Origin of the sequence: Ancylobacter sp. FA202 (assembly GCF_000380205.1) — a bacterium.
Classification (GTDB): domain Bacteria; phylum Pseudomonadota; class Alphaproteobacteria; order Rhizobiales; family Xanthobacteraceae; genus Ancylobacter.
This window is the reverse complement of sequence record NZ_KB904818.1, coordinates 2,523,657-2,550,136: the sequence shown is the minus strand read 5'-3', so window position 1 is coordinate 2,550,136 and position 26,480 is coordinate 2,523,657. Positions and strand designations below refer to the sequence as shown.

Genomic DNA, 26,480 nt, shown 5'->3' with positions numbered 1-26,480 from the left:
GCCAGAGTTTCGTCGCGGAGGATCAGGGTGTCAGGCGGCGCTGCGGGCGGAGAAGGCGGCAACCATCTGGCGCAGCTCGCCAATGGCTTCCTCGATCTCGACCTTCTGCTGCTCCAGCAGAGCCAGCTGCTCGACGCATTTCTCGGCGGTGAGGGCGAGGCCGCCGGCCGGCACCGCGCTGCCTTCGCGCAGGGCGACCATGGCCTTGATCTCCGCCAGGGTGAAGCCGAGCTTCTTGCCCTTGAGGATGATGGCGAGGCGGGAGCGCTCGGCGGCGCTGTAGAGCCGGGTGAGGCCTTCGCGACGCGGGGCGAGCAGGCCCTTGTCCTCATAGAAGCGCAGGGCGCGCAGCGTCACACCGAACTCGCGGGCGAGATCGCCAATGGTGAAGAAACCGCTCTCGCCTGACGAGGCGAGGGCGATGTCGGCGGTGCGTTCGGCCTCGTAGGAGGTGAAATCCATCTGGGCAACTCCGGGGGAAACGACGGGTAACGCGACAGCGATGTTGCCCCACTGTCGCAGACCGGTTGCCGCAAGGGGAGAAAGTCACACCCGACGTTAGGGAAACTTACTGTTAAATGGAAAGTCATCCCTCTGATTTCATGTGTCTTTTTCGGTTCCCTCTCTCGCACTCCCCGTCGACGCTAAGCGCCTGCCGGCCGGCTGGGGCGCGGCCCGGATCGTCCGCCGACAGCGCGGCGCTGCCCGGCCAGGCGGCGGGATGACCGCCCCCCGGGTGCGGCGAGAGGGCGCCCGCCGCCTCGGCGGCCCCGTGCGGCGTGGGGGTCGTTAACGCGCCCTTTACCAAGATTCGTAACAGTTGCGGCAGGCAGCCTCCCGCGGTCGCCGCGGTGATTCCTGCCGCCATTCGTGCCGGAGCGACGGAGACCAAGGTGAGGCAAGAGGCCCCTTCGACAACCGGACAGATCGCTCCCGAAGCGTGGCGCGCCATGGGTGAGGCGGCCCAGAGGGCTGGCCTGCCTCTGGACCAGTGGCTGCGTGGGCAGCTGATGGGCACCACCGCCGCCGGCACGCCGCCGGTCGGCATTGACGGGCTGAACAATCTGGCCGAGCTGCGCCGGCGCATCGAGGAACTTGCCGGCCAGATCGGCCGGACCGACCTTGCCGCCCCGGCCGAGCGTCCTGTCGCCTCCCCTCCGGCCGAGGCAGCGGAGCCGCCGGCCCGCATTGCGGTGCCGGAGAGGCCGCGCGCACCGTCCGCCACCGGCTCGGCCTATGCCGATGAACGGCTCGCCGCCGCCATGCGCGAGATCGACCAGCGGCTGGAGGCGCTTCAGCTGAGCCGCCGCCGCGCGGCGACGCCCGAAGAAGCCCCCAGCCCCGCCGCCATCGAGGCCGCCGTGGCCGAGATCGCCGCCCGCCAGAGCGAACTGGATCGCGACGGCCCGCGTCGGCGCGTCGAGAGCCCCATTAAAAGGCGCGAGCCCACGCCGCGGGACGCCTTCACGCCCGCAGCGCCGGCGCCCGCCTCGTTCGTGCCCGACGCCTTTGAGCCCGAACCCCTCTTGCCCGAATCCCTCTTGCCCGCCCCCCTCGTGTCGGAGGCGGCGGAACATGCCCCCTCCCCCTCCCCCGCGCCGCTGCCGCACGCGGCGCTCACCGCGCTCCAGCAGGAACTGTCCAGCCTGCGGCAGGCCGTGGCCACGCTGGCGCCGCGCCACGCGGTCGACGAACTCCAGCGTGTGGTGCAGCTTCTGGTCGAACGGGTCGAGCGCTCCGACACGCGCGACGAGGGGCTGCGCGCCACGCTGGCCACGCTGCGCGAGATGATCGGCGGTCTGCGGCTGCCCGAGCCGCCGGAGCTGCTGCTCGGGCGCATCGGCGCGCTGGAGCGCAAGATCGACATCGTCAATGCCAAGGTGGTGGACGGCGCCACCGTCGCCCGGCTGCAGGCGCAGATCAGCGAAATCCGCGAGCTTCTGGCGCGGGCGCTGTCGTCGGATTCGGTGCGGCTGCTGGCCGAGCAGGTGTCGCTGCTCGCCAGCCGCGTGGCCGAGATGGCGGCGCATGAGGACGAGGCCCTGCGCACCGCCTTCGGTTCGCTGGAGCGGCGGATCGAGACGCTGTCGGACCGTATCGGCACGCCCTCGCCCCTGCCGCTCGACGACCTGCTGGGCCGCCTCGACGCCATCCAGACCGATCTCGCCAGCGCGCGGCGCGAGCTGCCCGCCGGCATGGAGACGCTGATCAAGGGCCTGTCCGACCGTATCGAGCGCATCGAGCGGCCGCTGCCACCGGTGGATGACGGCGCCCGCTTCGAGGCGCTCGGCCAGCAGATCGAGGAACTTTCGCGCCGGATCGGCGCCGGGATGGGCGATACGGAAATCTCCGGCCAACTCTCTGGCCCGCTTGCCAGCCAACTTGCCAGCCAACTTGCCAGCATCGAGCGGGCGGTCAACGACCTGTTCATCCAGATGGAAGAGACGCGGGCGAGCCTGCTCGCCGCCTCCCGCCCTCGCCCGCCCTCCGGTTCCGGCGGCGAGCCCGACAGCGTCACCGCCCTCATCCGGCGGGAGATCGCCGCGCTGGAGGGTCGCCGCGCGGCCGAGACACCGACGGCGCGCGGGTCTGTCTCCGCCGCCGCCGAGGCGGCGGTCGCGGCCGAACTGGCCAACCTCGCCGCCGCGCCAAAGCCTGCGCCAAAGCCTGCGCCAAAGCCTGCCGCACCGCCCCCGGCGAAGGCTGGCGAGGTCGCGCACGAGGTGGCGTTCACCCCGGCACCGGCCTCGATCCCGAAGGCGTTCGAGCCGCAGCTGATGCGCGCCGCGCTGGAAGCGCTCAGCCGCACCTCCGCCGCGACCCGTCGCGCGACGGCGCCGGTCGCTGAAATCGAGAGCGAACCCGCCGCCCCGGCGGCGCCGGACGCAGCGGGCGACAATGCCCCGCGCCGCACCGCCTTCATCGCCCAGGCCCGGCGCGCCGCGAGCCCCGCCACCGCCCCCGCCGCCAACCGGCCCCAGCCCGGCGCGCCGGTGGAACTGCGCAGCCATATCGGCACGCGCGCGGCACCGCCGCCCGGCCGCTGGCTGGCGCGCATCCGCGCCACGCTGGTGATCGCCCTGTGCGGCTCGGCGCTGGCCTATGGCTCCTGGCACCTCGTGGCACAGCTGCGGCAGGAGCAGCTGCGCGCCGCCGGCCCGGCCACGGTACCGGGGCCCGAGGACATCACCGGCTCGGTCGGCGGCACCACCCCGCGTGCGCCGGCCGCCCCTTCCAGCCTGTTCTTCTCGCGCTAGAACCTAAACGTCAGCGGTCCGGCAGGCAGGCATGGTGGGCGATGCGGTAGGTGCGCGCCGCCCCGACCAGATGCGCGTCGAACGCGCCGCCGAACAGGCCCGCCAGCGCCGCGTCGCGAATGTTCAGCCCGCCGGCATAGGCGCCGAGCGCCGGCAGGACGAGGCGGCGCCCATCGGTGGCGAAGCAGCGCCGGCGCAGGCTGCGCCCGCGCAGCACCAGCCGCGCGACGGGATGGAAATGCCCGGCCACCTCGCCCTCCCCTGCCTCAGCGGCCGGCTCGTGGCGCAAGGTGAGCCGCCCGAGCCTGAGCTCGCCGGCATGCAGGCCGCCGATACCGGGCATCGGCTCGGGATCGTGATTGCCGGCGATCCACACCATGTCGCGCCCGCGCGTCAGCAAAGCCAGACTCGCGCGCTCCTCGTCGCCGAGCCGGCCGGCACCACCGCGATCATGGAAGCTGTCGCCTAGCGCGATGAGCGTGCGCGGCGCCCAGCGCGCGACGAGGCGCTCCAGCAGCGCAAGCGTGGCGCGGGTGTCATAGGGCGGCAGCGGCACGCCGCGGGCGGCGAAGGCGGAGCCCTTTTCCAGATGCAGATCGGCGACGATCAGCGCCCGCTCGGCCGGCCACCACAGCGCGCCGGCGGGGTCGAGCACGAGGCGTGCGCCGGCCAGCTCGATCTCGCTCTCGCCCGTGCGCTCATCGGCCGGGCCCGCTGTCATCGTCGCCGGCACGCATCGCCTCCCTGATCAGTTCATCCTCGGCCTCGGCCAGCAGCGCCTCCGAGGCGCCGCCCGCGACCATTTCGCGGCCGATCTCCAGCATAACCGGCACCGCCAGCGGCGAGACGCGCGGCAAGGCGAGATGGTCGATTCGGCCCCTCACCCGCGTGAGCATGTCGGAGAGCCGGCGAATGTCCAGAAGCCCGGTCGCCGCATCCGCCCGCGCCGTGCGCAGCAGCACATGGCCCGGCTCATGCCGGCGCAGCACGTCATAGACGAGGTCGGTGGACATCGTCACCTGACGGGAATTCTTCTCCTTGCCGGGAAAGCGCCGCTCGATCAGGCCGGCGATGACAGCGCATTGCCGGAAGGTGCGCTTCATCAACGCGGATTCCGCGAGCCATTCCTCCAGATCGTCGCCGAGCATGTCGGCGTCGAACAGCGCGTCGAGCGAGAGCCGCCTTTGTGCGATCGCAAGCGACATGTCGGAAACGCCGTAAATCACCAGCGCGTAGTCGTTGGCCATGAAACCGAGCGGGTGCAGACCGGCGCGGTCCAGCCTTCGGGTCAGCAGCATGCCCAGCGTCTGGTGGGCGAGCCTTCCCTCGAACGGGTAGGCGACGAGATGATAGCGCCCGCCGCGCGGAAAGGTCTCGACCAGCAGATCCTCCCGTCCCGGCAGGCGCGAGCGCAGCTTCTGCAGCTCCAGCCAGTCGCGCACCTGGCCCGGCAGGCTCGCCCAGCGCGCCGGCTCGGAGAGCAGCGCCCGCACCCGCGCGGCAAGGAAGGTGGAGAGCGGGAACTTGCCGCCGGCATAAGAGGGAACCCGCGGCTCCTTGGCGCTGGTGCGGGCGACGCGGACCTCGTTCTCGGTAATCGTGAGATATTCCAGCACCTCGCCGGCGAAGACGAAGGTGTCCCCCGGGCTCATCGTCTCGACGAAATACTCCTCCACCTCGCCCAGCACCCGCCCGCCAAAGCGCGATTTGGCGCTGGCGAGGCGCACTTTCAGCATGGTGGATTCGACGATAGTGCCGACATTGAGCCGGTACTGCTGCGCCACCTGCGGGTTGGCGACGCGCCAGCGGCCGTCCTTCATCTGCCGTATGCGGGCGAAGCGCTCATAGGCGCGCAGCGCATAGCCCCCGGTGGCATTGAAGCCGACCACATCGTCGAAATCCGCGCGGGAGAGCTCCGCATAGGGCTCGGCGGAGGTGATTTCCGCGAACAGCTCGTCCGCGTCGAACGGGGTGGCGCAGGCCATGCCGAGCACGTGCTGCGCCAGCACGTCGAGCGCGCCGGAGCGCACCACCGCGCTGTCCTGCGCCCCCGCCCGCACCGCCTCCAGCGCGGCGCGGCATTCCAGCACCTCGAAGCGGTTTGCCGGCACAAGAACGGCGCGCGAGGGCTCGTCCAGCCGGTGATTGGCGCGGCCGATGCGCTGCATCAGCCGCGAGGAGCCCTTGGGCGCGCCGACATTGACCACAAGGTCCACCGCGCCCCAGTCGATGCCGAGATCGAGCGAGGAGGTGCACACCACCGCCTTCAGCTTGCCCTCGCCCATCGCCGCCTCCACCCGGCGGCGCTGCGAGACGTCGAGCGAGCCGTGATGCAGCGCGATCGGCAGATTGGCGTCGTTGATGTGCCACAGTTCCTGAAACAGCAGCTCCGCCTGCATGCGGGTGTTGACGAAGACCAGCGTCGTCGTGTGGCGGGTGATGAGGCCGTAGATCTCTTTGAGCGAATGGCGCGCCGTGTGGCCGGCCCAGGGCACATGGGCGGCGCTGTCGAGCATGGAAAGATCCGGCGCGGCGCCGGGATCGGCGATCACCAGTTCGCCCATCTCCGCGTTACCGCGCTGCGGCACCAGCCAGCGGCGCAGCGTGTCCGGGTCGGCCACGGTGGCGGAGAGGCCGACCGTCTGCGCGACAGGCGCGATCGCGCGCAGACGGGCGAGGCCGAGGCTCAAGAGATCGCCGCGCTTGGAGCCGGCCAGCGCATGCAGCTCGTCCAGCACGATGCGCTTGAGATCGGCGAACAGCGGCTCGGCATCGTCGGAGGCCAGCAGCAGCGCGATCTGCTCGGGCGTGGTCAGCAGGATATCCGGCGGGTCGCGGCGCTGGCGCTGGCGGCGCGAGGCCGGGGTGTCGCCGGTGCGGGTCTCGATGCGGACGGCCAAGCCCATTTCCTGCGCCGGCCGCTCCAGATTGCGGGCGACATCGACCGCGAGCGCCTTCAGCGGCGAGATGTAGAGCGTGTGCAGGCCGGGCGGGCGGGGGCTGTTGCGCGGGACGGGCCGCCCGGCGAGTTCGACCAGGCTCGGCAGGAAGCCGGCCAGCGTCTTGCCAGCGCCCGTAGGGGCGATGAGCAGGGTGGAGCGCCCCTCGCGCGCCTGCGCCAGCAATTCCAGCTGGTGCGCGCGCGGCGCCCAGCCCCTGCCGGCAAACCAGCGTCGGAACGGCTCGGGCAGAAGATCGTCGGGCGCGGCATCGATGTCAGGCACGCCGACAAGCTAATGCCTCGGCGCGCAATTGCGAGGGGGCATGCAGCGCCCCGGCCGGCAGTGACGGCTAGATATCGACGCCCTTGCCCGGCCCCGCCGGCAGCGCTGTTGGCGCGAGACGGTCGATGTGCGTCCACAGCGCCGTGGCGGCCGCGCCGATTTCCTGGGCAGCGTAGTGCCAGACGACAAGGCTAAGCGCGATATTGAGTGCCGCGACGAGCGCCGGCCCCTGCCATTCCCGCTCGTTCAGGCGCTGCGGCTGCTGCGAGACTTTCAGCGCGATGATGGCCAAAGCGGCGATCGGCGGGCCGACCAGCAGCGGCACCCACGCCAGAATCCGGGCGATCTCCAGAATGCTCAGGCTGCCGAGCGGCCGCCCGAGCAGCGTCGACACGGCACCGCTGATCACCCCGTTTCCGGCGAGCTCGGCCACCGGGATGACCGCACCGCAATTCTCGCACACCGTCGTGCGGGCCGAGATGCGGAACCCGCAGGCCGGGCAATGCAGGCTGGTGCGCAGGCGCTCGACGCTCAACGAATGATCCCCGCGGCCAGATTGCGGAGGTAGCGCTCATTCATGCCCTTGGCGGTCTGGTAGGCGTCGATCCACGACCAGATGTTGATGATCCATCCGAGAAGGACGAACCAGAGCAGAATGCAGGCGAAGAACATGAGAACGCCCTTGCCGATCTGCCCATTATACAGCTGGCCCAGCCCGACGATGAGAATGGAGAGGATCAGCGCCGTGCCGGCGGATTTCGGCTTGGCGATGCCCGGGTCCAGGATCACCACCTGCTGGGGGCGCGGATCGCTGGTGATGTTGTTCGTCACCTGAACCACGGTGGCACCGGCCTCCGCCCGCACCGGCCCGGCGGGCGGCGGCGCGGGAAGGGCGGCGCGGGGGAACAGCGATATAAGCGCGGGGTCGTCGGCCGCCCGGGTCCAGGTCTCCGCCCCGAGCCGTACCACCTGCGTCTCGGCGCCGACCCGCTCCTCCTGGGTGAAGCCGCGCAGCTGGTGGCCGGTGAAGGGGCCGAACACCTGGCCGTCGAGATGGACATACCATTCGCCGTCGAGCGGGTGCGGCGGCGGCTTCGGCACTGCCGCGCCGAGGCCAGGCGCCGCCGGCGCGACGGGATGCGTGCCGGCCGGCTTGTTCTCATTGTCCATGCGTCCACCCCACCCTTTGGTACCATCATTCTGCGGGGCCGCGCGCGCGTCAACCGGAGGGACAGGAAAGGCGGGGGACATCTTGGGGTAGGCGTGACGCCCTCACACCTCGCGCAGGGCCACCACCACCAGCCCCGCGACCGGCTGGTCCTTTTCCTTGCGCACCGACACCGCCTCCACCGTGAGGGGGGTGAGGCCGGCGGCGGCGAGAGAGGTGCGGACATAGGCGTGCGCATGGGCGAAGCGCAACGTGTCGCGCAGCAGCACGTCCTCGCCGTCATGGGTCTCGGTGGTGAAGGCGAGCAGCCCGCCCGGCTCCAGCACGCGGCGGGCCTCGGCGAGGATGGGGGCGAGATCGTCGAGATAGCAGAAGGCGTCGCCGGCGAAGACGAGGTCGACCTCGCGCGCCGGGCGCCCGCGCAGGAAGGCGACCATCTCGCCGGCCACCAGCGCGTCATAGATGCCCCGGCGCCTGGCATGGGCGACCATGTTGGGCGAGAGATCGACCCCCTCCATCGCGCCGATGCGGTCGACCAGGCGGGCGCCGACCAGCCCGGTGCCGCAGCCCAGATCCAGCCCGTGCGCGAAGGCATAGGGCCGGCCAAGGCGGGCGCAAGCGTCGGTCAGCGCGTCGTCGATCACCTCCGGCCCGCGATAGTCGAGCCGGGCCAGCGCGGCCTCGAAGCGGTCGGCATATTGGTCGAACAGCACCCGCACATAGGCCGGGCTCATGCCCGCCACCTCGCCCTCCAGCCGGGCGAGGCGCAGCGTGGCGCCCAGCGTGTCGGCGGGATCGAGGGCGAGCACCTCCTCGAAGGCGACGCGCGCGCCGGGCGCATCGCCGGCCGCCTCGCGCGCCTCGCCGAGCAGGAACCAGCCCGGCGCGTACTGGCCGGCGCGGGCCACCGCCTCGGTCAGAAGCTCGGCCGCGTCGGTGGCATTTCCCTCCTCCAGCAGCGCGCGCGCCCAGTCGATCCGGCGATCGACCGTGGGGTCGCCGGAGGAAAGAATGAGCCGGCCGGAGGCCATGGGCGGGATGTCTCGCGAAAAAGCTGGAGGGCGCCCTATATAGGTTCCACCATGCGCCCGGAAGAGCTTCTCCACACCACCCCACAGGGGCTTTATTCGCCGGCCGGCGACTTCTTCATCGACCCGACGCGGCCAGTGGCGCGGGCGTTGATCACCCATGGCCATTCCGACCATGCCCGCGCCGGCCATGGCGCCGTGCTGGCGACGCGCCAGACGCTCGACATCATGGCCATCCGCTATGGCGAAGCCTTCGCCGGCACGGTGCAGGCGGCCGACTATGGTGCGCGGATCGAGGTCAACGGCGTCGGCGTCCGCTTCCATCCCGCCGGGCATATTCTCGGCAGCGCGCAGATCGCGCTGGACTGGCGCGGCTGCACCATCGTCGCGTCAGGCGACTACAAGCCAGGCGCCGACCCCACCGCCCTGCCCTTCGCCCCGGTGCGCTGCCATGTCTTCATCTCGGAGGCGACCTTCGGCCTGCCGGTGTTCCGCCATCCCGCGCCCGCGGCGGAGATCGCCAAGCTGATGGATTCGCTGGCGCTGTTTCCCGAGCGGGCGCATCTGGTCGGTGCCTATGCGCTGGGCAAGGCGCAGCGGGTGATGGCGCTGCTGCGCGCCGCCGGGCATGAGCGGCCGGTTCTGCTGCACGGCGCGATGGAGAAGCTGACCGCCTATTACCGCACCCAGGGCATCGATCTTGGCGACACCCGCCCGGCCCGCGACGCCTCCCCGACGGAGCGCGCCGGCGCCGTCGTGCTGTGCCCACCCGGCGCGCTGGCCGATGTGTGGTCGCGGCGCTTCCCCGATCCCGTCACCGCCTTTGCCTCCGGCTGGATGCGGATCCGCGCCCGCGCCCGGCAGAACGGCGTCGAGCTGCCTTTGATCCTTTCCGACCATGCCGACTGGGACGAGTTGCAGGTCGCCATCCGCGCCACCGGCTGCGAGGAGCTGTGGGTGACGCACGGGCAGGAGGACGCGCTGGTGCACTGGGCAACGCAGGAAGGGCTGCGCGCCCGGCCACTGCACATGGTCGGCTATGGCGAGGAAGAGGGCGAGAGCGCCGCGCCCGATGCCTCCGCCCCGGAGGCGCCTCCCACACCGGAGGTGGCGCCGTGAACCGATTCGCCGCCTTGCTCGACCGCCTCGCCTATGAGCCGCGCCGCAATGGCAAGATACGGCTCATCGCCGCTTATTTCCGCCACACGCCGGACCCGGAACGCGGCTGGGCGCTGGCCGCGCTCACCGGCGCGCTGTCGTTCCGCAACGCCAAGCCCGGCCTCATCCGCCAGCTCATCGGCGAGCGCACCGACCCGGTGCTGTTCGCCCTCTCCTATGACTATGTCGGCGACCTCTCGGAGACGGTGGCGCTGATGTGGCCGGCGCCGCACGGGCTCAACGACACCGAACCGCCGTCGCTCGAAGCCATCGTCCATGCCTTCACCCATATGGGCCGCGCCGAGATGCCGGCGGTGCTGACCTCCCTGCTCGACCGGCTGGACGAGACCGGGCGCTGGGCGCTGCTCAAACTGATCACCGGCGGCCTGCGCATCGGCGTCTCGGCCCGCCTGGCCAAAACAGCGGTGGCGGCACTGGGCGACCATGCGCCCGACGCGGTCGAGCTGGTCTGGCCGGGGCTGGCGCCGCCTTATCAGGAGCTGTTCGCCTGGGCCGAGGGGCGCGGGCCGAAGCCCGAAACCGAGGACCCCGCCCCGTTCCGCCCGGTCATGCTCTCCCATCCGCTGGAGGAGGCGGATGTCGAAAAACTCGACCCCGCCGCCTTCCGCGCCGAATGGAAATGGGACGGCATCCGGGTGCAGGCGGCGCGCGCCGCCGGGCCGGACGGGCGGCATGTGACGCGGCTCTACAGCCGCACCGGCGAGGATATCTCAGGCGCTTTCCCGGACCTTGCCGAAGCGCTGGCCTTTGACGGGGTGGTGGACGGCGAATTGCTGATCCTGCGCGAGGGGCGTGTGCAGTCCTTCAACGTGCTGCAGCAGCGGCTGAACCGGAAGACGGTCTCGGCCAAGCTCATGCTGGACTACCCCGCCCATATCCGCGCCTATGATGTGCTGGTGGCGGCGGGCGAGGATCTGCGCGAGCAGCCCTTCGCGGCGCGGCGGGCGCGGCTGGAAGCGCTGATTTCAGCCCATCCTGCCGAGGGCCGACTCGATCTCTCCCCCCTCGTGCCCTTTCCCAGCTGGGACGCGCTGGCGCAGGCCCGCGCCGACCCCGCCGCCCATGGCGCGGGAGAAGATGCCGAGGCGGTGGAAGGGGTGATGCTGAAGCGCGCCGACAGCCCCTATCTGCCCGGCCGCCCCAAGGGGCCGTGGTGGAAATGGAAGCGCGACCCGCACAGCGTCGATGCCGTGCTGATGTACGCCCAGCGCGGCCACGGCAAGCGCTCCTCCTATTATTCCGACTACACCTTCGGCGTGTGGACGGGAGAGACCTCCGGCACGGGTGAGTTGGTGCCGGTCGGCAAGGCCTATTTCGGCTTCACCGATGCCGAGCTGATCGAGATCGACCGCTTCGTGCGGCGCCACACGGTGAACCGCTTCGGCCCGGTGCGCGAGGTGGTGCACACCCCGACCGAGGGGCTGGTGGTGGAAGTCGCCTTCGAAGGGCTGGCCCGCTCCACCCGCCACCGCTCGGGGCTCGCCATGCGCTTTCCCCGCATCGCCCGGCTGCGCTGGGACAAGCCGCCCCTTGAGGCCGACCGGCTGGAGACGCTGGAGAAGATGATCGGTGGCGAGGATGAAAGCCACGCTCCCCGCCGGCCGACGGCCGTGCTAGGGAAGCAGCGTTCGCCTGCCGAGGAAATGTGAGTCATGGCCGATAATCAGCTTGCCCGCTGGATGGGCGGTTCGCCCTTCTGGGTCCTCATGCGGCTCGTCGCGCTCTCGGTGGTGGTCGGCGTCATTCTCGCCGCGCTCGGCCTCGATCCGTTCAACATCCTCTCCAGCATTGAGAGCCTGCTGCGGCATCTGTTCAATTTCAGCTTCGAGGCGATCGAGCGGCTGTGGCGCTATTTCGTCCTCGGCGCCGGGATCGTGATCCCGCTCTGGCTCATCCTGCGCATCGCCAGCCGCGGCCGCTGATCCCGTGAACGTCACGGTCGCCGGCCGGGTCGAAGTCACGTCCCGGCGCTTCCTCGCCATCGCGCTGCCGGCGACGCTGGCGCAGATGACGACGCCGGTGCTCGGGCTGGTCGCGACCGGCGCCATCGGCCGGCTGGGCGATGCGGTGCTGCTCGGTGCGGTGGCCTTGGGCGCGCTGCTGTTCGATTTCGCCTTCTGGATCTTCGGCTCGATCCGCATGGGCACGGCCGGCCTCACCGCGCAGGCGCTGGGGCGCGGCGAGAGCGTGGAGCTGCGCGCGGTGCTGATCCGCGCGCTGCTGATCTCAGCCGCCATCGGCCTCGCCCTCATCGTGCTGCACGGCCCGCTCGCCGATCTCGCCTTTCTCGGCATGGGCGCCAGCGAAGGGGTGCGGAGCGCGGCGACGGTCTATTTCTCCATCCGCATCCTGTCGGCGCCGTTCGCCATAGGCAATTTCGCCGTGCTCGGCTGGCTGGTCGGCATCGCCCGCACCGATATCGGCCTCGGCCTGCAGATCCTGATCGCGGTCGTGAATGCCGTGGCGACGGTGCTGCTGGTGCTGTGGTGGGATTTCGGCATTGCCGGGGCGGCCATCGCCAATGTGCTGGCGGAGATCACCGGGACGGCGTTCGGCCTCATCGCCGCCGCCCGGCTGGTGGGCCGGAACTGGCGCGTGCCGTGGCGCACCGTGATCGACCGTGTCCGGCTGATCGAGACGGTGGCGGTGAACCGCGACATCATGATCCGCACCGCGCTGATCATGAGCGTGATCCTGTTCTTCACCGCGCAGGGGGCGCGGCATGACGACGTGACGCTCGCCGCCAATGCGGTGCTCTACAACATCGTCATGGTCTCGGCCTTTTTCCTCGACGGCTTCTCCACCGCCGCCGAACAGATCTGCGGCCAGAGCGTCGGGGCGAGGGACCGGGCGGGCTTTCGCCGCGCGGTGCGGCTGGTGCTGTTCTGGGGCTTCGGCTTCGCCGCGCCGGCCACCGCGCTGCTGCTGGTCGGCGGCGGGCCGCTGATCGACCTGCTCTCCGCCAATGAGCAGGTGCGCGAGGTCGGCCGCGCCTTCCTGCCGCTGGCGGCGCTGACCCCGCTGCTCGGAGTCGCCGCCTTCGCCTATGACGGCATCTATGCCGGCGCCACCTGGGCGCGCGACATGCGCAACATGATGATCCCGGCGGTGGCGCTGTTCTTCCTCGCCTGGTGGCTGACGCTGCCGCTTGGCAATAGCGGCCTGTGGCTCGCCTATCTCACCTTCATCGCCGGGCGCGGGGTGTTCCTGGCGCTGCGGCTGCCGGCGCTGGAGCGGGGCACCTTCGGCTAGAGCACGCGCCGATCAGCCTGCATCGCAAGCTTATCGGATAACGCGTTCTCCATCTTAGAGTTAGAGGGCGATTTACCGATCAGATTGGTTCAATCTGATCGGATCGCACTCAAGAGCATTTTCGAGCGAAGTGGGTTCCGGTTCGCGTGAAGAAAATGCGTAAAAACAAAAACCTAGAGCACATCAGGTGAACCCGTTTTCACCTGATGTGCTCTAGGTCGGGAACGGCGCCGCCACCAATTCGCGTGCGCGACGCCCGGTCAGCGCCGCGAGCGTGGTGGTCTCGCGCGTCAGCTTCGCCCGCACGCCCTGCTTGATCTTGTCGACCAGCCCCAGCCCCTCATAGACCAGCCCGGAATAGAGCTGGATGAGGCTGGCCCCGGCCTCGATCTTGGCCAGCGCGGCGGCGGCGCTGTCGATGCCGCCGACGCCGATCAGCGGGAAGACGCCGTCCACCCGCACATAGGTTTCCGCCAGCATGCGGGTGGAGAGGGCGAAGAGCGGCCGGCCCGAGAGCCCGCCGGTCTCGCCCCGCTGCGGCGCGCGCAGGCTCGGGGGCCGCGAGATCGTGGTGTTGGAAACGATCAGCCCGTCGATCCGCCGCCGCCGCGCCACCATGACCACGCCGTCGAGATGCGGCAAGGCGAGATCGGGCGCGATCTTCAGCAGCAGCGGCACGCCGGGTGCGGCCTCGTCACGCGCCGCGATCACCCGGGCCAGCAGTTCGTCGAGCGCGTGCTCCTCCTGCAGGTCGCGCAGGCCGGGCGTGTTGGGGGAGGAGACATTGGCGGTGAAATAGCTCGCCACCCCGGCAAAGGCGCGGATGCCGGCGACATAGTCGGCGGCGCGGTCGGTGCTGTCCTTGTTGGCCCCGACATTCACCCCGACGATGCCCGGCGCCCCGCGCTTGGTGCGGGCGGAAAGCCGCGCCAGCGCCGGGCCATGGCCGCCGCTGTTGAAGCCGTAGCGGTTGATCACCGCGCGGTCCTCGACCAGGCGGAAATTGCGCGGGCGCGGATTGCCCGGCTGCGGGCGCGGGGTGATCGTGCCCACCTCGACGAAGCCGAAGCCGGCGCCGAGCATGGCATCGGGCACCTCCGCCTCCTTGTCGAACCCCGCCGCCAGCCCCACCGGATTGGCAAAGGCGAGGCCGAAGGCGGACACGTTGAGGCGGGAATCGTCCACCGGCGCCGGGCGCGGCGGCAGGCAGGCGAGAGCGCGGAGGGACAGGCCATGCGCGGTCTCGGGGTCCAGCATCCGGGCGAAGGGAAGGGCGAGGTCGAGCAATCGGCTCATGGGATCAACCTTCCAGCGCGGGAAACAGATGGCGCCCGTGCGGGCCGAGCGGCAGGTCGCGCACGAAGGCCACCGCGTCGAGGGCGAGCGGGCCATAGAGATGGGGAAAAAGGTCGCCGCCGCGCGAGGGCTCCCAGCGCAGTTTGTCCGGCGGCAGCAGTTCCACTCGGATCGCGACCAGCAGCAGGTCATCCTGCCCGGCAAAGTGCTTCGCGGCGGTCTCTGCCACCTGGCCGGCGGTGGAGAAATGGATGAAACCATCAGCCACATCCACCCGCGCGCCCTCGAACCGTCCGGCGCTCTCGGCCGCCTGCCAGAGCGTGCGCGGCGCGATCTTGTAGATGAGGCTTGCCTGCGCCGCCGCCATGTCCAACTCCCCGCGCGTTTCCGTCGGGGTCCGTCCTACAGGGCCCCGGCCGCACTGGCAACGCGGCGCCAGGCGTCGATGATCGCCTGCGCGGAGAGGCGGATATCGTCATCGGTGGTGGAAAAGCCGATCACCGAGAGCCGCAGGATCCAGCGCCCCCGCCAGGAAGCCCCGGCGGCGAAGCAGGTGCCCTCCTCCTGCACCGCCGCGATGGTGGCGCGGGTGAGCGCATCGCCCTCGGCCGCGTCCGCCGCGCCGCCGAAGCGCACCGCCACCTGGTTCAGCACCACCTCGTTCAGCACCGTGATGCCCGGCTCGGCCGCGAGAAGGCCGGCCAGAAGCCGCGCCTGCGCGCAATGGCGTTCCACCAGGACGGCGATGCCGTTGCGGCCGAAATGGCGCAGCAGCGCCCAGCTGGCAAAGCCGCGCGCGCGGCGCGACAGCTCCGGCACATAATGCGAGGGGTCGCGCTCATGCTCGCTCACCGGCGGCAGATAGCTCGCCGCGATCGTCATCGCCCGGCGATGGGCGTCGGCGTCGCGCACGATGGCATAGCCGCAATCGAACGGCGTCTGCAGCCATTTGTGCCCGTCCGTGGCCCAGGAATCGGCGGCCTCCACGCCAGCGGCGAGGTGCGCCCGCGCCGGGCAGGCGCGCGCCCACAGGCCGAAGGCGCCATCCACATGCACCCACCCCGCCCGCGCCTGGGCCAGCGGCACGATCCGCTGATGCGCGTCGGTGGCGCCACTATGGATGTGCCCGGCCTGCGTCACCACGATCAGCGGCGCGCCCTCGGGCACGTCGCGCGCCAGTCTCTCCCCGAAGGCATCCGGCTCCATGACGCCCTGCGCGTCGGCCGGCACGCGGATCAGGCTCGCCTTGCCGAAGCCGAGATAGTGCAGGGCGGAGAACACGCTGGCATGCGCCTCCTCGCCGATCAGCACCCGCACCGGCGGGGCGCCGAACAGGCCCTGCGCCTCCACATCCCACCCCGCCCGCGCCAGCACCTCGCCGCGCGCGGCGGCGAGGGCGACGAAGCTCGCCATGGTGGCGCCGGTGACGAAACCGACCGAGCTTTCCGCCGGCAGGCGCAGCAGCTCCAGCAGCCAGCGCGCCGCCACCGTCTCGGCAGCGGCGGCGGCGGGCGCGGCGAAATGATTGGCTGTGTTCTGGCCCCAGGCTGACGTCAGCCAATCCGCCGCGACGCCGACGGGATGCGAATTGCCGATGACCCAGCCGAAGAAGCGCGGCCCGGTGGCGGCGTGCAGGCCCGGCTCGGCCCGCGCCACCAGTGCCGCCAGCACGTCCGGTGCCGCCTCGCCCTCCTCCGGCAGCGCGTCGTCGAAGGCGGCGACGCAGTCGGCATAGCTTGCCTCGGCGCGCTGGTGCGCCGGCTGCGCCGTGCGATAGGCGATGGCCCGGCGCGCCGCCGCCAGCAGAAGCGCTTCCATGTCGTCGCGTGGCGCGTCGTCGTTTGGCGCGTCGTCTCGTGTCATCCCGGCCCCTGCCCTGAAGGGCGGCCATCCTAGGCAGCGCGCGCGCCCTGTCCAGCGCCGGGCGCCGGAGGCACGGCGCGCGCGGCAAAACGGCTGGACAGCGGCGGAAATAGGGTATAATTCCTAGATAACAGATAAAATTCTGGACGCGACTCATGCTCAGCCACGCGCATATCTGGCGCGCCCTGGACACGCTGGCGGAGCGGCTGGGCCTCAGCGCCTCGGCCCTCGCCCGCCGCGCCGGGCTGGACGCCACCACCTTCAACCGTTCCAAGCGCGAGGCGCCGGACGGGCGGCCGCGCTGGCCCTCCACCGAGAGCATCGCCAAGGTGCTGGCGGCCACCGGCACCAGCCTCGACGAGTTCATGGCGCTGATGGACGGCGCGGGCAGCGGGCGCCGCGCCATCCCGCTGATCGGTTTCGCGCAGGCGGGCGAAGGCGGCTTTTTCGACGATGCCGGCTTCCCGGTCGGCGGCGCCTGGGACGAGATCGCCTTTCCCAATGTCGGCGACGAACACGCCTATGCCTTGGAGATTTCAGGCGATTCCATGCTGCCGCTGTACCGCGACGGCGATATTGTGGTGGTCTCGCCGGCGGCGCCGATCCGGCGCGGCGACCGGGTGGTGGTGAAGACCCGCGAGGGCGAGGTGCTGGCCAAGGAGCTGAAGCGCCAGACCGCCAAGACGGTGGAGCTGCGCTCGCTCAACCCGGAGCATTCCGACCGTCTGCTGCAGGACGGCGAGATCGCCTGGATCGCCCGGGTACTCTGGGCCAGCCAATAGCCACGCACGAAAACGGCCCCGCTGGGGGGCCGCCTCTCGAAACCGTCTGTCGCCTGCGATCAGCAGCGCACCGCCACGCGGCGGCCATAGCGGTCATAGGCGTAGCAGTCACCGGGCGAGGTCGCCGCGCCGATGATCGCGCCGGTGCCGGCACCCACGCCCGCGCCAATGGCCGCGCCAGTGCCGCCGCCGGCGATGCCGCCGATCACCGCACCCGTGCCGCCGCCGATCAGCGCGCCGCCGGCCGCGCGGCGTTCCGTGGTGGTGCAGGCGGCGATGCTGAGCGTGGCCAGCGAAAGCACAACGATCTTGAGCATGATCCAACTCCTTTTGAGCATGCCGGACCTGCCCAGCAGATCGCGACGGCCATTGCCTGATGACGACAGCGCCCCGCGCCACCGCGTCGGCTGCGGCGGAGCGCCCGAGGGGTAACGTGCTCTGCGCCTGCCAGTTCCACTGTCGTGGAAGAGGAGTAGGATCGCGCTTCCAAAACGCCGCCACGCCGATTATGCTACAAAAATAATAGATTTCTCACGGGAGTTCGTCATGACCATCCGCCTTGGGGACGTCGTTCCCGATTTCACCGCCGAGACCACCGAGGGCCCGATCCGCTTTCATGAATGGCTGGGCGATTCCTGGGGCGTGCTGTTCTCGCACCCGAAGAACTTCACCCCGGTCTGCACCACCGAGCTCGGGCAGGTGGCGCGGCTGAAGCCGGAATTCGACCGCCGCCATGTGAAGGTGATCGGCCTCTCGGTCGATCCGCTCGACGCGCATGAGAAATGGGCGGAAGACATCGCCGAGACGCAGGGCTACGCCCCGAATTTCCCGCTGATCGCCGATCCCGACCGCACCGTCTCCGGCCTCTACGACATGATCCACCCCAACGCCTCCGACACGATGACGGTGCGCTCGGTCTTCGTCGTCGGGCCCGACAAGAAGCTGAAGCTCTCCCTCACCTATCCCGCCAGCGCCGGGCGCAATTTCGACGAGATATTGCGGGTGATCGATTCGCTCCAGCTCACCGCCCAGCACGCCGTGGCGACGCCGGCGAACTGGAAGGACGGCGAGGACGTGATCATCGTCCCCTCGGTCAGCGACGAGGCGGCGAAGGAGAAGTTTCCCGGCGGCTGGAAGACGCTGAAGCCCTATCTGCGCCTGGTGCCGCAGCCGGGCAAGTGAGGGCGCGGCCCACCGCCCCGCAAAACGAAGGCGTCATCCCGGCCGGCGCGAAGCGCAGAGCCGGGATCGCTCGCCAATGTCAGGCGATCCCGAACCACGCGATCCCGGATCGGCCTTGCGGCCGTCCGGGATGACGCAATCCGGAGGCGCCCCTCAGGGCGCCAGCGGCTTGCGGTACTGGATGAAGCCGGTGCGCTCGGCCACGCCATTATAGAGCCGCTGCGCCGTCAGATTGGTCTCGTGGGTCAGCCAGTAGACCTTCGGGCTGCCCTTCGCCGTTGCATCAGCGGCAACATGCTCGATCAGCCGGCGGCCGAGGCCCTGCCCCCGCTGGCTGGCGTCCACATACAGATCGTTGAGGTAGCACACCTCGCCCACCGTCCAGGTCGAGCGGTGAAACAGCCAGTGCGCCAGCCCGACCGCCTGCCCGCCGGCGTCAAACGCCAGCGCGCCGTGCACCGGCTCGGCCGGGTCGAGAAGCCGCTGCCACGTCGTCTGCGTCACTTCCGCCGGCAGCGTCGCCTCATAGAAGACGAGATAGGCCTGCCAGAGCGGCAGCCAGTGCGCGTGATCGTCGGCCGTGAGAGCGCGTATGTCCGTCATGTCACCACCATGCCCGCGGCGAGATCGCTGCCGCGCAAAAATTCGTCCGCCGCCATCGCCCGGCTGCCGGCCTTCTGCACCTCGACCAGCCGCACCGCGCCATCTCCGCAGGCGATGGTGAGCGCCCCGTCCAGCAGCGTGCCGGGCGCGCCAACACCCTCGACCAGCGTCGAGCGCAGCACCTTCACCCGCGTGCCGGCGAGATCAAACCACGCGCCGGGGAAGGGCGAAAGGCCGCGAATATGGTCGTGCACCGCCTGCGCCGGCCTTGCCCAGTCGATGCGGGTCTCGCCCTTGTCGATCTTGGCGGCATAGGTCACGCCCTCGGTCGGCTGCGGCGTGAAGGAGAGCGCCCCGCGCTCCAGCGCCGCCAGCGCCCGGCCCATCAGGTCGCCACCGACGATCATCAGCCGGTCATGCAGTTCGCCCGCCGTCATGTCAGGCCCGATGGCGACGCGCTCGACGAGCCCAACCGGCCCGGTGTCGAGCCCGGCCTCCATCTTCATCACGGCGACGCCGGTCTCGGCGTCCCCGGCCATGATGGCGCGCTGGATCGGCGCGGCGCCGCGCCAGCGCGGCAGCAGCGAGGCGTGGAGGTTGAGGCAGCCCAGCGCCGGCAGGTCGAGAATGGCCTGCGGCAGGAGGCGGCCATAGGCGACAACCACAGCGGCCTCCGCCTCATGCGCGGCGAAGGTCTCAGTCGCTTCGTCCGTGCGCAATGTCGATGGGGTCAGCACCGGAATGCCCAGCCGCTCGGCGGCGCGGTGCACCGGTGAGGGCACCAGATCGAGCCCGCGCCGCCCGGCCGGCGCCGGGGCGCGCGTATAGGCCGCCACCACCTCGTGGCCGGCGCCGACAATCTCGACCAGGGTGGAGACGGCGAAATCGGGCGTGCCCATGAAGACGATGCGCATGTGGCTCCCCGCAAGGCTATGGAAACGAGGCGTCGCGAGCGGCGGGGGTCAGTCCCCGGTCCGCTCCTTCTTCGCCAGCTTGGTGAACCTGGTGATCACCCGGTCGCGCTTGAGCTTGGAGATATGGTCGATGAACAGAACGCCGTTGAGATGGTCGATCTCGTGCTGCACGCAGGTGGCGAGCAGGCCATCGGCGTCGATTTCCTGGGTCTCGCCATTGAGGTCCATATAGCGGACCCGCACGCTGGCCGGGCGTTCGACATCGGCGTAATATTCCGGGATCGACAGGCAGCCCTCGGAATAGACCGACAATTCCGGCGACGCGGCGATGATCTCCGGGTTGATCAGCGCCAGCGGGTGCTTTTCGCGCTCGGCCTCCTCGTCGTCGGCGCCTTCGGCCCTGGCTTCGCGCGGGCCGACATCGACGGTGACGATGCGCTCGGGAATGCCGACCTGGATCGCCGCCAGCCCGATGCCGGGCGCGTCATACATGGTCTCGAACATGTCCTCGACGATCGCGCGCACGCGCGCATCCACCCGAACGATGGGATCGGAGAGCTGGCGCAGGCGGGTATCGGGGAGGATCACGAGCGGGCGTATCGACATGCCGTCCAGATAATCGCTGGCCGGGCTTCGGTCAACGGAACGAATGCACGGTTAGGGGGGGATGTTCACTCTACGTTCGCGTGCCGTGTCGAATCTGCTAGAAGCGGATCATGGATCAGGTTCTGTTCGTCATCGGCGCGCAGCCCGTGACGCTGGCGCAGCTGGTGGCCGGCGCGGGCGCGCTCGCCTTCCTGCTGCTGGTGGCGGTGCTGCGCGCGGTCTCCCGCAGCGCCCGGCAGAACGCCGCCGAGGCGGACGAGCAGGCGCGCCGGGCCGACGAGCTGGAAATGCGGCTGGTGGAACTCGCCCGCACCCAGGCGGAAACGGTGGGGCGGGTGCAGTCCATGGCCGAAGTTCTGGCGCACCGGCAGGGCGAACTCGCCCGCGCCGTGGCCGAGCGGCTCGACGCCTCCTCGCACCGCATGGGCGAGAGCCTGGCGCGCGCCAGCGAGGCGACGCATGAAAACCTCGCCCGGCTCAATGACCGTCTTGCCATCGTGGACCAGGCGCGGGCCAGCCTTGGCGAACTCTCGGGGCAGGTGATGAGCCTGCGCGAAACCCTGTCCAACAAGCAGGCGCGCGGCGCCTTTGGCGAGGGCCGGCTGCAGGCGATCATCGCCGACGCGCTGCCGCGCGACAGCTTCGCCTTCCAGCACACGCTGGGCAATGGCAAGCGCGCCGATTGCGCGATCTTCCTGCCCGGCGACAGGCGCCCGCTGCTGGTCGATTCCAAATTTCCGCTGGAGGCGATCACCGCCTTTCGCGAGGCACAGACGCCGGAGGCCCGCAAGCCGGCCGAAGCGCGGCTGAAGGGGGATGTCGGCCGGCATGTGAAGGACATTGCCGAACGCTACCTCATCAGCGGCGAGACGCAGGACGTGGCGCTGATGTTCGTGCCGTCGGAATCGGTCTATGGCGAATTGCACGAGCATTTCGACGACATTATCCAGCAGGCCTTCCGCGCCCGCGTCATCCTCGTCTCGCCCTCGCTGCTGATGCTGGCGGTGCAGGTGGTGCAGTCGATCTGCAAGGATGCCCGCATGCGCGAGCAGGCCGACCTCATCCGCGCCGAATGCGGCAAGCTGGTCGCCGATGTGGTGCGGCTGCGCGAGCGGGTCGGCAATCTGCAGCGGCATTTCGGCCAGATGAACGAGGATGTGGCGCAGGCGCTGACCTCCGCCGACAAGATCGCCAAGCGCGGCGAGCGGATCGAGCAGCTGGAATTCGAGGCCGACGGGCCGACAGGCGATGCCGGGCCGCGCGATGCTGGATTTGCGGAGCTGCTGCCGACCCCGCCGCTTTCCACATCTTCGTTACGCGGCGCGGCGGAATAGCGCGCCGTTCTTTAATCCGTCCAATTCGCAAGGACTGGCTTTTCTGATAGTTTGATAGAACGTTTCTATCGTTACGTCTGAGAAAGCCTCCCGCGTGATCGACCGTTTCGAACTTCTGCTCGCCCTCGCCAAGGAGCGCCATTTCGGCCGCGCTGCGGAATCCTGCGGCGTGACCCAACCCACCCTCTCGGCCGGCCTCAAGCAACTGGAGGAGCAGCTGGGCGTGCGCCTGGTCGAGCGCGGCTCGCGCTTCATCGGCTTCACCCCGGAAGGCGAGCGGGCGCTGCAATGGGCGCGCCGCGTCATCGGCGATGTGCGCGCCATGCGGCAGGAAATCGCCGGTATGCGCAAGGGGCTTTCCGGCCATCTGCGCATCGCCGCCATTCCCACCGCGATGCCGATGCTGTCGGAGCTGACCACGCCGTTCCACGCCAAGCATGCCGATGTGCGCTTCACCCTCATTTCCGCCTCCTCCAACGAGGTGCTGCGGCTGATCGAGAATCTGGAGGCCGATGCCGGCGTCACCTATCTCGACAATGACCCGCTCGGCCGGCTGAAGACGGTGCCGCTCTACAAGGAGGGGTATCGCTTCCTCACCTCGGTCGGCGCCCCGCTGGGCGACCGCGCCACGGTGACGTGGGAAGATGTCGCGCAGGTGCCGCTGTGCCTGCTCACCCCCGACATGCAGAACCGCCGCATCGTCGACAAGCAGCTGGCCGAGGCGGGCCACGCCACGATCGTCCCCATGCTGGAAGCCAATTCCACCATCGCCCTGCTCTCGCATGTGCGGACCGGCAAATGGGCGAGCGTGGTGGCCAACACGCTGGCGGATGTGTTCGCCTTTCCCGCCAGCATCCGCTCCATCCCGATCGAGGGGCCGGAGGTGCTGCACCAGATGGGCCTTGTCGTGCTCGACCGCGAGCCGATGACCCCCATCGTCACCGCCCTGCTCACCGAGGCCCGCGCCGTCGCCCCGGGACTGACCGAGCGGATCTGAGCCGCGGCCTCGCACGCGGGAACCCTGAGCCGTCTCATCGGTTGTCCCGCCATGCGGCCACGGCCGTATCGTGATGTGGAGGCTTACATGCTGGGTTGGGCGCTGACCTTTCTCGTGGTGGCTCTGATCGCCGCCGTTCTCGGCTTCGGCGGCATCGCCGGAACCGCCATCGAAATCGCCAAGATCATCTTTTTCGTCGCCATCATCCTGTTCCTGGTGTCGGCGGTGTTCGGTTTCATGCGACGCGGCCGCGCGCCCTAGATTGGCGCGTTGCCGAGTTGATGCAGAACGCAAAACGCCCCCGGCCGAAACCGGGGGCGTTCTCGCGTGGGGGAGCGCGAGTGGAACAGGCATGACTTTTGAGGGGATCGGTCGTCGGAAGAAGGTCAGCCGGCGTTGCGGCCGCTCAGGTGCGCTCGGCGGCAAGTACCGCCCGCGTGGTCTTGTCGGGGCCGAAATCGCTGGCATCGTCGAGCGCCAGCATTTCCCCAAGCCTCTTGCGCGCGCGGTTCACCCGGCTCTTGATCGTGCCCACCGCGCATTGGCAGATGTCGGCGGCTTCCTCATAGGAAAAGCCGGACGCACCCACCAGCACCAGCGCCTCGCGCTGGTCGGAAGGCAGCTGCTCGAGCGCGGCGCGGAAATCCTCGAAATCCAGATGGGTGTTCTGGTCGGGATTGCTGGTCAGCGTAGCGGCGAACGCACCATCGGAATCGGGCACCTCGCGCCGGCGCTTGCGGTATTCCGAGCGGAACAGGTTGCGCAGGATGGTGAACAGCCAGGCCGGCAGGTTGGTACCCGGCCGGAAGCTGGAAATATTGGCGAAGGCGCGCAGAAGCGTCTCCTGCACAAGGTCATCGGCGCGGTCGACGCTACCCGACAGCGATATGGCAAACGCGCGCAGATTGGGAATGGCGGCGATAATCTCGTCGCGCAATGTTGGATCGAACCTGCTCACTTCCGCCCTCCGCCCTCGCCGGACGTGGGGTCCGCCTTGTCGAGCTTGGAAAGCAGGTCCATGAACCGGTCCGGAACGCCCTGGCGCACCACATCGTCATACATGGCGCGCAAATGCTGACCGATCTTGGCCTGGATATCGCTGCCGAGGACGGTTCCCTTGCCGTCGCCGAGAGGAGAAGAGGGCCCATCCGCCATAGCGGACGCGCTCTCGGATTGATCGTCACTCATCAGTTTCTTTCCCGACATTGAGCCCCCGGAATGGTCGAGAGGAGTTGGCTCCGTCGCTACATACGCAGTCACAACGAGCCAGTTGCGAAACGGTTCCGGCAATTGTTGGCTCGGCGCATAAATTTTTCGCGTACTCCGGAACCGAACCGTCCATGATGCGTTATCAGGCGCTTCACACATGCAGCTTCGGGGAGACGCGAGTGAGCACTTCTCAACTTGTCGCGCAGCACCTGCCCTTTCTGCGCCGCTATGCGCGCGCACTCAGTGGCAGCCAATCGGCTGGCGACGCCTATGTCACGGCCATGCTCGAGACCCTTATCGCCGATCCCGGCACGCTCGACCGGACCGTGGATCCCCGCGTGGCGCTCTACAGTCTGCTCACCCGGCTGTGGGATTCGGTGGCCCTGAACGCGCAGGTGGACGCGGCCCCCGCCCCGCTGCAGGGCGAACGGCGGCTCGGTCACATCACGCCGGTGGTGCGGCAGGCCTTCCTTCTCGTATCCCTTGAAGGGTTCTCGGAGGAAGAGGCGGCCGGCATTCTTGAGATCGACGTGCCGACGCTGCGCAATCTGGTGGAGGATGCCGGGCGCGAACTGGCGGCTGAGATCGCCACCGACGTGCTCATCATCGAGGACGAGCCGTTCATCGCGCTCGATCTGGAAGGCCTCGTGGAAGGCCTCGGCCACCGCGTCACCGGCATCGCCCGCACCCATACCGAGGCGGTGGACCTGGCCCGCCGCAAGGCGCCCGGGCTCATCCTCGCCGATATCCAGCTGGCCGACGGCTCGTCCGGCCTCGATGCGGTGAACGAGCTGATCGAGAAGACCGAGGTTCCGGTCATCTTCATCACAGCCTATCCCGAGCGCTTCCTCACCGGCATTCGCCCCGAGCCGGCCTTCCTGATCGCCAAGCCCTTCCAGCCGTCGACCGTCGCCGCCGTGATCAGCCAGGCGCTGTTCTTCGAGCGACGCGCCCGCCCGCGGGAGCAGCGCGCCACCGCCTGAGCGCAGATAAATGCCCCTGCCTGACATCGCTTTCGTCGACAACGCGGCACGCTGGATCACGGTCCTGTCGTCGCTAGCGATATTCGTGGGGCTCGTGCGCCTGCTGCATGTGCGCCGCAATCTCTCCCTGCGCACACGGCTCCTGGGTCTGCTGCTGGCGACCCTGGTGCTGATGTTCGGCCTGCTGTCGCTGCTCGTCATCTTCGACACCGGCGACACCTTCCCGATGGCGCCGACAGCCGTGCGGCTGGGTATCGGCCTGCTGAACCTCGTCGGGGCGGTGGCGCTGTGGTCGAATTACGCCGCGCTGCTGGACATGCCGACGCCGCGCCACGCGGTGAGCGAGCAACGCCGGCTGACGCTGGAGCTGGCCACCGCCCTGCAGCGCTATGAGATGGCGCTGCGCGGGTCGAATGTCGCGATTTTCACCCAGGATCGCGAGCTGCGCTACACCTCGGTCAGCAAGCCGCTTTTCGGCTTTCCGGTGGAGCAGGTGCTCGGCTCCAGCGATGCAGACCTGCTCGGCGAAGCGCAGGCGCAGGCGCTCACCCTCCTGAAGCGGGAGGCGCTGGCCACCTCGTCCTCGCGCAAGGGCGAGATCGAGATCGAGGAGGCCGGCCGCAAATTCTGGTACGACATCCATATTGATCCGCTGCGCGACCTCGCCGGCACCACGGTGGGCCTGACCGGGGCCGCTGTCGACGTCACCGAGCGCAAGGAGAATGAGCAGCATCTGCGCCTTCTCATGCGCGAGCTGACCCACCGCTCGAAGAACCTGCTGGCGGTGATCCAGGCCATGGCCCGGCAGACCGCCCGGCACGCCGGCTCGATCGACGGTTTCGTGGAAATCTTCAGCGCCCGGCTGCAGGCCCTGTCGAAATCGCACGACCTGCTGGTGCAGGAGAGCTGGTATGGCGCCTCGCTCGCCGACATGGTGCGCTCGCAGCTCGGCCACCATCTCGACCGCGAGAACAGCCAGTTCACCATCGAGGGCCCGAACCTCTTCCTCAAGCCGGAAGCGGCGCAGAATATCGGCCTCGCCATTCACGAGCTGTCCACCAATGCCGCCAAATATGGCGCGCTGTCGGTGCCGACTGGCCATGTCGACATTACCTGGACGCGACGCACGCCGGAGGCCGGGGGCGGCTTTGAACTCGCCTGGCGTGAACGCGGCGGGCCGCCCGTCGCCAAGCCGGCCGGGCGCGGCTTCGGCTCGCTGGTGATCGAGCGCAATTTGGCGCGCGCCCTCGATGGCACGGTCGATATGGACTTCGCGCCCTCGGGCCTCGTCTGCACCGTCAGCGTGCCCGAGAACCACCTGATCCCGGACCGCTAAGCGCCGCCCGGGCCGGTCGTCGAAGGGCTCCCGGCTGCGCACAGCCTGCGCGAACCCACCCCCGCCCTTCCCGCGCCCTCCCCGCGCGCGAAAACGTGATCGTGGGCGGGAACGCGATCCCTTCCCGCGCATTAACCTTAAGACGGCGTCACAGGACGCCGTCCGATTTTACCGAAAACGTCTGCGGACAAGCTCCGGCGGCGACGTGGTCCACGTCGTCGTGCCGATGGCGGCTGCCTGCGGATATCAGCCGGAAGGGGAAGCCGT

The 26,480-nt window shown here is 69.6% G+C and carries 27 protein-coding genes; 12 read left to right on the top strand and 15 right to left on the bottom strand.

Annotated elements, in window-relative coordinates:
* Positions 1-30: 30 nt before the first annotated feature.
* Complete coding sequence (locus tag A3M1_RS0111455) at positions 31-462, bottom strand: MerR family DNA-binding transcriptional regulator (RefSeq protein WP_018389113.1); 432 nt, start codon at positions 460-462, stop codon at positions 31-33.
* 488 nt (positions 463-950) lie between these two features.
* On the opposite strand from A3M1_RS0111455, the gene A3M1_RS27085 reads away from it, so the two are divergent.
* Positions 951-3,257 (top strand): hypothetical protein, encoded by a 2,307-nt coding sequence (locus A3M1_RS27085; RefSeq protein WP_018389112.1) that lies wholly within the window; start codon positions 951-953, stop codon positions 3,255-3,257.
* A 10-nt stretch (positions 3,258-3,267) separates the two neighbouring features.
* Here the strand turns inward: A3M1_RS27085 and pdeM are convergent, their stop codons facing one another.
* The 5 genes from pdeM to A3M1_RS0111420 form a co-directional block, all read right to left on the bottom strand.
* Positions 3,268-3,990 carry a ligase-associated DNA damage response endonuclease PdeM gene (gene pdeM / locus A3M1_RS0111445; protein WP_018389111.1) on the bottom strand — a complete coding sequence of 241 codons (723 nt, stop codon included), beginning with the start codon at positions 3,988-3,990 and terminating at the stop codon, positions 3,268-3,270.
* Positions 3,956-6,481, bottom strand: a complete 2,526-nt coding sequence (locus A3M1_RS0111440; protein ID WP_018389110.1) for a ligase-associated DNA damage response DEXH box helicase — start codon at positions 6,479-6,481, stop codon at positions 3,956-3,958. The genes pdeM and A3M1_RS0111440 overlap by 35 nt, the downstream gene beginning before the upstream one ends.
* 67 nt (positions 6,482-6,548) lie before the next feature.
* Positions 6,549-7,016: a hypothetical protein gene (locus A3M1_RS0111435; protein WP_018389109.1), complete on the bottom strand. Its 468-nt coding sequence runs from the start codon at positions 7,014-7,016 to the stop codon at positions 6,549-6,551.
* Complete coding sequence (locus A3M1_RS0111430) at positions 7,013-7,651, bottom strand: DUF4339 domain-containing protein (protein WP_018389108.1); 639 nt, start codon at positions 7,649-7,651, stop codon at positions 7,013-7,015. Before A3M1_RS0111430 ends, A3M1_RS0111435 begins: the two co-directional genes overlap by 4 nt.
* A gap of 102 nt (positions 7,652-7,753) precedes the next feature.
* On the bottom strand, positions 7,754-8,680 hold the full coding sequence (locus A3M1_RS0111420) for a methyltransferase domain-containing protein (RefSeq protein ID WP_018389107.1): 927 nt from the start codon (positions 8,678-8,680) through the stop codon (positions 7,754-7,756).
* Between the two features lie 51 nt (positions 8,681-8,731).
* Between A3M1_RS0111420 and A3M1_RS0111415 the strand changes: the two genes are divergently transcribed.
* Genes A3M1_RS0111415 through A3M1_RS0111400 form a run of 4 tightly spaced genes read left to right on the top strand, consistent with a single transcriptional unit; the run spans position 8,732 to position 13,108 of the window.
* Complete coding sequence (locus tag A3M1_RS0111415) at positions 8,732-9,796, top strand: ligase-associated DNA damage response exonuclease (RefSeq protein WP_018389106.1); 1,065 nt, start codon at positions 8,732-8,734, stop codon at positions 9,794-9,796.
* Positions 9,793-11,505 (top strand): cisplatin damage response ATP-dependent DNA ligase, encoded by a 1,713-nt coding sequence (locus tag A3M1_RS0111410; RefSeq protein WP_018389105.1) that lies wholly within the window; start codon positions 9,793-9,795, stop codon positions 11,503-11,505. The genes A3M1_RS0111415 and A3M1_RS0111410 overlap by 4 nt, the downstream gene beginning before the upstream one ends.
* Before the next feature lie 3 nt (positions 11,506-11,508).
* A complete protein-coding gene (locus tag A3M1_RS0111405; protein ID WP_018389104.1) occupies positions 11,509-11,778 on the top strand; it encodes a DUF6460 domain-containing protein in 270 nt (89 codons plus the stop codon).
* Between the two features lie 4 nt (positions 11,779-11,782).
* Entirely contained in the window at positions 11,783-13,108 is a 1,326-nt protein-coding gene (locus tag A3M1_RS0111400) for an MATE family efflux transporter (protein WP_018389103.1), read from the top strand.
* Between the two features lie 213 nt (positions 13,109-13,321).
* On the opposite strand, the gene A3M1_RS0111395 is transcribed toward A3M1_RS0111400, so the two are convergent.
* From A3M1_RS0111395 to A3M1_RS0111385, 3 genes are read right to left on the bottom strand one after another with little or no spacing between them, the layout of a single operon-like run.
* On the bottom strand, positions 13,322-14,404 hold the full coding sequence (locus tag A3M1_RS0111395) for a quinone-dependent dihydroorotate dehydrogenase (protein WP_018389102.1): 1,083 nt from the start codon (positions 14,402-14,404) through the stop codon (positions 13,322-13,324).
* A 4-nt stretch (positions 14,405-14,408) separates the two neighbouring features.
* Positions 14,409-14,771, bottom strand: a complete 363-nt coding sequence (locus A3M1_RS0111390; protein WP_018389101.1) for a DUF952 domain-containing protein — start codon at positions 14,769-14,771, stop codon at positions 14,409-14,411.
* Positions 14,772-14,806: 35 nt separating this feature from the next.
* Positions 14,807-16,222 carry a pyridoxal-dependent decarboxylase gene (locus A3M1_RS0111385; protein ID WP_018389100.1) on the bottom strand — a complete coding sequence of 472 codons (1,416 nt, stop codon included), beginning with the start codon at positions 16,220-16,222 and terminating at the stop codon, positions 14,807-14,809.
* Between the two features lie 200 nt (positions 16,223-16,422).
* Here A3M1_RS0111385 and A3M1_RS0111380 point away from each other — a divergent pair, with 200 nt between their 5' ends.
* Positions 16,423-17,049 (top strand): helix-turn-helix transcriptional regulator, encoded by a 627-nt coding sequence (locus A3M1_RS0111380; protein WP_018389099.1) that lies wholly within the window; start codon positions 16,423-16,425, stop codon positions 17,047-17,049.
* Positions 17,050-17,108: 59 nt separating this feature from the next.
* Here the strand turns inward: A3M1_RS0111380 and A3M1_RS0111375 are convergent, their stop codons facing one another.
* Positions 17,109-17,366: a YMGG-like glycine zipper-containing protein gene (locus A3M1_RS0111375; protein WP_018389098.1), complete on the bottom strand. Its 258-nt coding sequence runs from the start codon at positions 17,364-17,366 to the stop codon at positions 17,109-17,111.
* A 229-nt stretch (positions 17,367-17,595) separates the two neighbouring features.
* Between A3M1_RS0111375 and A3M1_RS0111370 the strand changes: the two genes are divergently transcribed.
* Positions 17,596-18,231, top strand: a complete 636-nt coding sequence (locus A3M1_RS0111370; RefSeq protein ID WP_018389097.1) for a peroxiredoxin — start codon at positions 17,596-17,598, stop codon at positions 18,229-18,231.
* A 153-nt stretch (positions 18,232-18,384) separates the two neighbouring features.
* On the opposite strand, the gene A3M1_RS0111365 is transcribed toward A3M1_RS0111370, so the two are convergent.
* From A3M1_RS0111365 to def, 3 genes are read right to left on the bottom strand one after another with little or no spacing between them, the layout of a single operon-like run.
* Positions 18,385-18,834 (bottom strand): GNAT family N-acetyltransferase, encoded by a 450-nt coding sequence (locus A3M1_RS0111365; RefSeq protein ID WP_018389096.1) that lies wholly within the window; start codon positions 18,832-18,834, stop codon positions 18,385-18,387.
* Positions 18,831-19,748, bottom strand: a complete 918-nt coding sequence (fmt, locus tag A3M1_RS0111360) for a methionyl-tRNA formyltransferase (protein ID WP_018389095.1) — start codon at positions 19,746-19,748, stop codon at positions 18,831-18,833. The genes A3M1_RS0111365 and fmt overlap by 4 nt, the downstream gene beginning before the upstream one ends.
* A gap of 48 nt (positions 19,749-19,796) precedes the next feature.
* Positions 19,797-20,354 carry a peptide deformylase gene (def, locus tag A3M1_RS0111355; protein WP_018389094.1) on the bottom strand — a complete coding sequence of 186 codons (558 nt, stop codon included), beginning with the start codon at positions 20,352-20,354 and terminating at the stop codon, positions 19,797-19,799.
* Between the two features lie 110 nt (positions 20,355-20,464).
* Here def and A3M1_RS0111350 point away from each other — a divergent pair, with 110 nt between their 5' ends.
* The 3 genes from A3M1_RS0111350 (at position 20,465) to A3M1_RS25870 (ending at position 22,946) form a co-directional block, all read left to right on the top strand.
* Entirely contained in the window at positions 20,465-21,688 is a 1,224-nt protein-coding gene (locus A3M1_RS0111350; protein WP_018389093.1) for a DNA recombination protein RmuC, read from the top strand.
* Positions 21,689-21,782: 94 nt separating this feature from the next.
* Entirely contained in the window at positions 21,783-22,685 is a 903-nt protein-coding gene (locus A3M1_RS0111345; RefSeq protein ID WP_018389092.1) for a LysR family transcriptional regulator, read from the top strand.
* 87 nt (positions 22,686-22,772) lie between these two features.
* Positions 22,773-22,946 carry a DUF1328 domain-containing protein gene (locus tag A3M1_RS25870; RefSeq protein ID WP_018389091.1) on the top strand — a complete coding sequence of 58 codons (174 nt, stop codon included), beginning with the start codon at positions 22,773-22,775 and terminating at the stop codon, positions 22,944-22,946.
* A gap of 145 nt (positions 22,947-23,091) precedes the next feature.
* Here A3M1_RS25870 and A3M1_RS0111335 read toward each other — a convergent pair whose 3' ends face one another.
* Together A3M1_RS0111335 and A3M1_RS0111330 are read right to left on the bottom strand one after the other, a co-directional pair.
* Complete coding sequence (locus A3M1_RS0111335; RefSeq protein WP_026221278.1) at positions 23,092-23,643, bottom strand: sigma-70 family RNA polymerase sigma factor; 552 nt, start codon at positions 23,641-23,643, stop codon at positions 23,092-23,094.
* Positions 23,640-23,873 carry a NepR family anti-sigma factor gene (locus tag A3M1_RS0111330; RefSeq protein WP_018389089.1) on the bottom strand — a complete coding sequence of 78 codons (234 nt, stop codon included), beginning with the start codon at positions 23,871-23,873 and terminating at the stop codon, positions 23,640-23,642. The genes A3M1_RS0111335 and A3M1_RS0111330 overlap by 4 nt, the downstream gene beginning before the upstream one ends.
* Positions 23,874-24,073: 200 nt before the next feature.
* Between A3M1_RS0111330 and A3M1_RS0111325 the strand changes: the two genes are divergently transcribed.
* Positions 24,074-24,877 (top strand): response regulator, encoded by an 804-nt coding sequence (locus tag A3M1_RS0111325; RefSeq protein ID WP_018389088.1) that lies wholly within the window; start codon positions 24,074-24,076, stop codon positions 24,875-24,877.
* Positions 24,878-24,887: 10 nt separating this feature from the next.
* Entirely contained in the window at positions 24,888-26,213 is a 1,326-nt protein-coding gene (locus A3M1_RS0111320; RefSeq protein ID WP_018389087.1) for a sensor histidine kinase, read from the top strand.
* Positions 26,214-26,480: the final 267 nt, after the last annotated feature.

Coding starts and splice junctions, on each gene's coding strand:
- A3M1_RS0111455 (WP_018389113.1), bottom strand. CDS start 462: ATGGATTTCACCTCCTACGAGGCCGAACGCACCGCCGACATCGCCCTC.
- A3M1_RS27085 (WP_018389112.1), top strand. CDS start 951: ATGGGTGAGGCGGCCCAGAGGGCTGGCCTGCCTCTGGACCAGTGGCTG.
- A3M1_RS0111430 (WP_018389108.1), bottom strand. CDS start 7,651: ATGGACAATGAGAACAAGCCGGCCGGCACGCATCCCGTCGCGCCGGCG.
- A3M1_RS0111420 (WP_018389107.1), bottom strand. CDS start 8,680: ATGGCCTCCGGCCGGCTCATTCTTTCCTCCGGCGACCCCACGGTCGAT.
- A3M1_RS0111415 (WP_018389106.1), top strand. CDS start 8,732: ATGCGCCCGGAAGAGCTTCTCCACACCACCCCACAGGGGCTTTATTCG.
- A3M1_RS0111405 (WP_018389104.1), top strand. CDS start 11,509: ATGGCCGATAATCAGCTTGCCCGCTGGATGGGCGGTTCGCCCTTCTGG.
- A3M1_RS0111395 (WP_018389102.1), bottom strand. CDS start 14,404: ATGAGCCGATTGCTCGACCTCGCCCTTCCCTTCGCCCGGATGCTGGAC.
- A3M1_RS0111390 (WP_018389101.1), bottom strand. CDS start 14,771: ATGGCGGCGGCGCAGGCAAGCCTCATCTACAAGATCGCGCCGCGCACG.
- A3M1_RS0111385 (WP_018389100.1), bottom strand. CDS start 16,222: ATGGAAGCGCTTCTGCTGGCGGCGGCGCGCCGGGCCATCGCCTATCGC.
- A3M1_RS0111380 (WP_018389099.1), top strand. CDS start 16,423: ATGCTCAGCCACGCGCATATCTGGCGCGCCCTGGACACGCTGGCGGAG.
- A3M1_RS0111375 (WP_018389098.1), bottom strand. CDS start 17,366: ATGCTCAAGATCGTTGTGCTTTCGCTGGCCACGCTCAGCATCGCCGCC.
- A3M1_RS0111370 (WP_018389097.1), top strand. CDS start 17,596: ATGACCATCCGCCTTGGGGACGTCGTTCCCGATTTCACCGCCGAGACC.
- A3M1_RS0111365 (WP_018389096.1), bottom strand. CDS start 18,834: ATGACGGACATACGCGCTCTCACGGCCGACGATCACGCGCACTGGCTG.
- fmt (WP_018389095.1), bottom strand. CDS start 19,748: ATGCGCATCGTCTTCATGGGCACGCCCGATTTCGCCGTCTCCACCCTG.
- def (WP_018389094.1), bottom strand. CDS start 20,354: ATGTCGATACGCCCGCTCGTGATCCTCCCCGATACCCGCCTGCGCCAG.
- A3M1_RS0111350 (WP_018389093.1), top strand. CDS start 20,465: ATGGATCAGGTTCTGTTCGTCATCGGCGCGCAGCCCGTGACGCTGGCG.
- A3M1_RS25870 (WP_018389091.1), top strand. CDS start 22,773: ATGCTGGGTTGGGCGCTGACCTTTCTCGTGGTGGCTCTGATCGCCGCC.
- A3M1_RS0111330 (WP_018389089.1), bottom strand. CDS start 23,873: ATGAGTGACGATCAATCCGAGAGCGCGTCCGCTATGGCGGATGGGCCC.
- A3M1_RS0111320 (WP_018389087.1), top strand. CDS start 24,888: ATGCCCCTGCCTGACATCGCTTTCGTCGACAACGCGGCACGCTGGATC.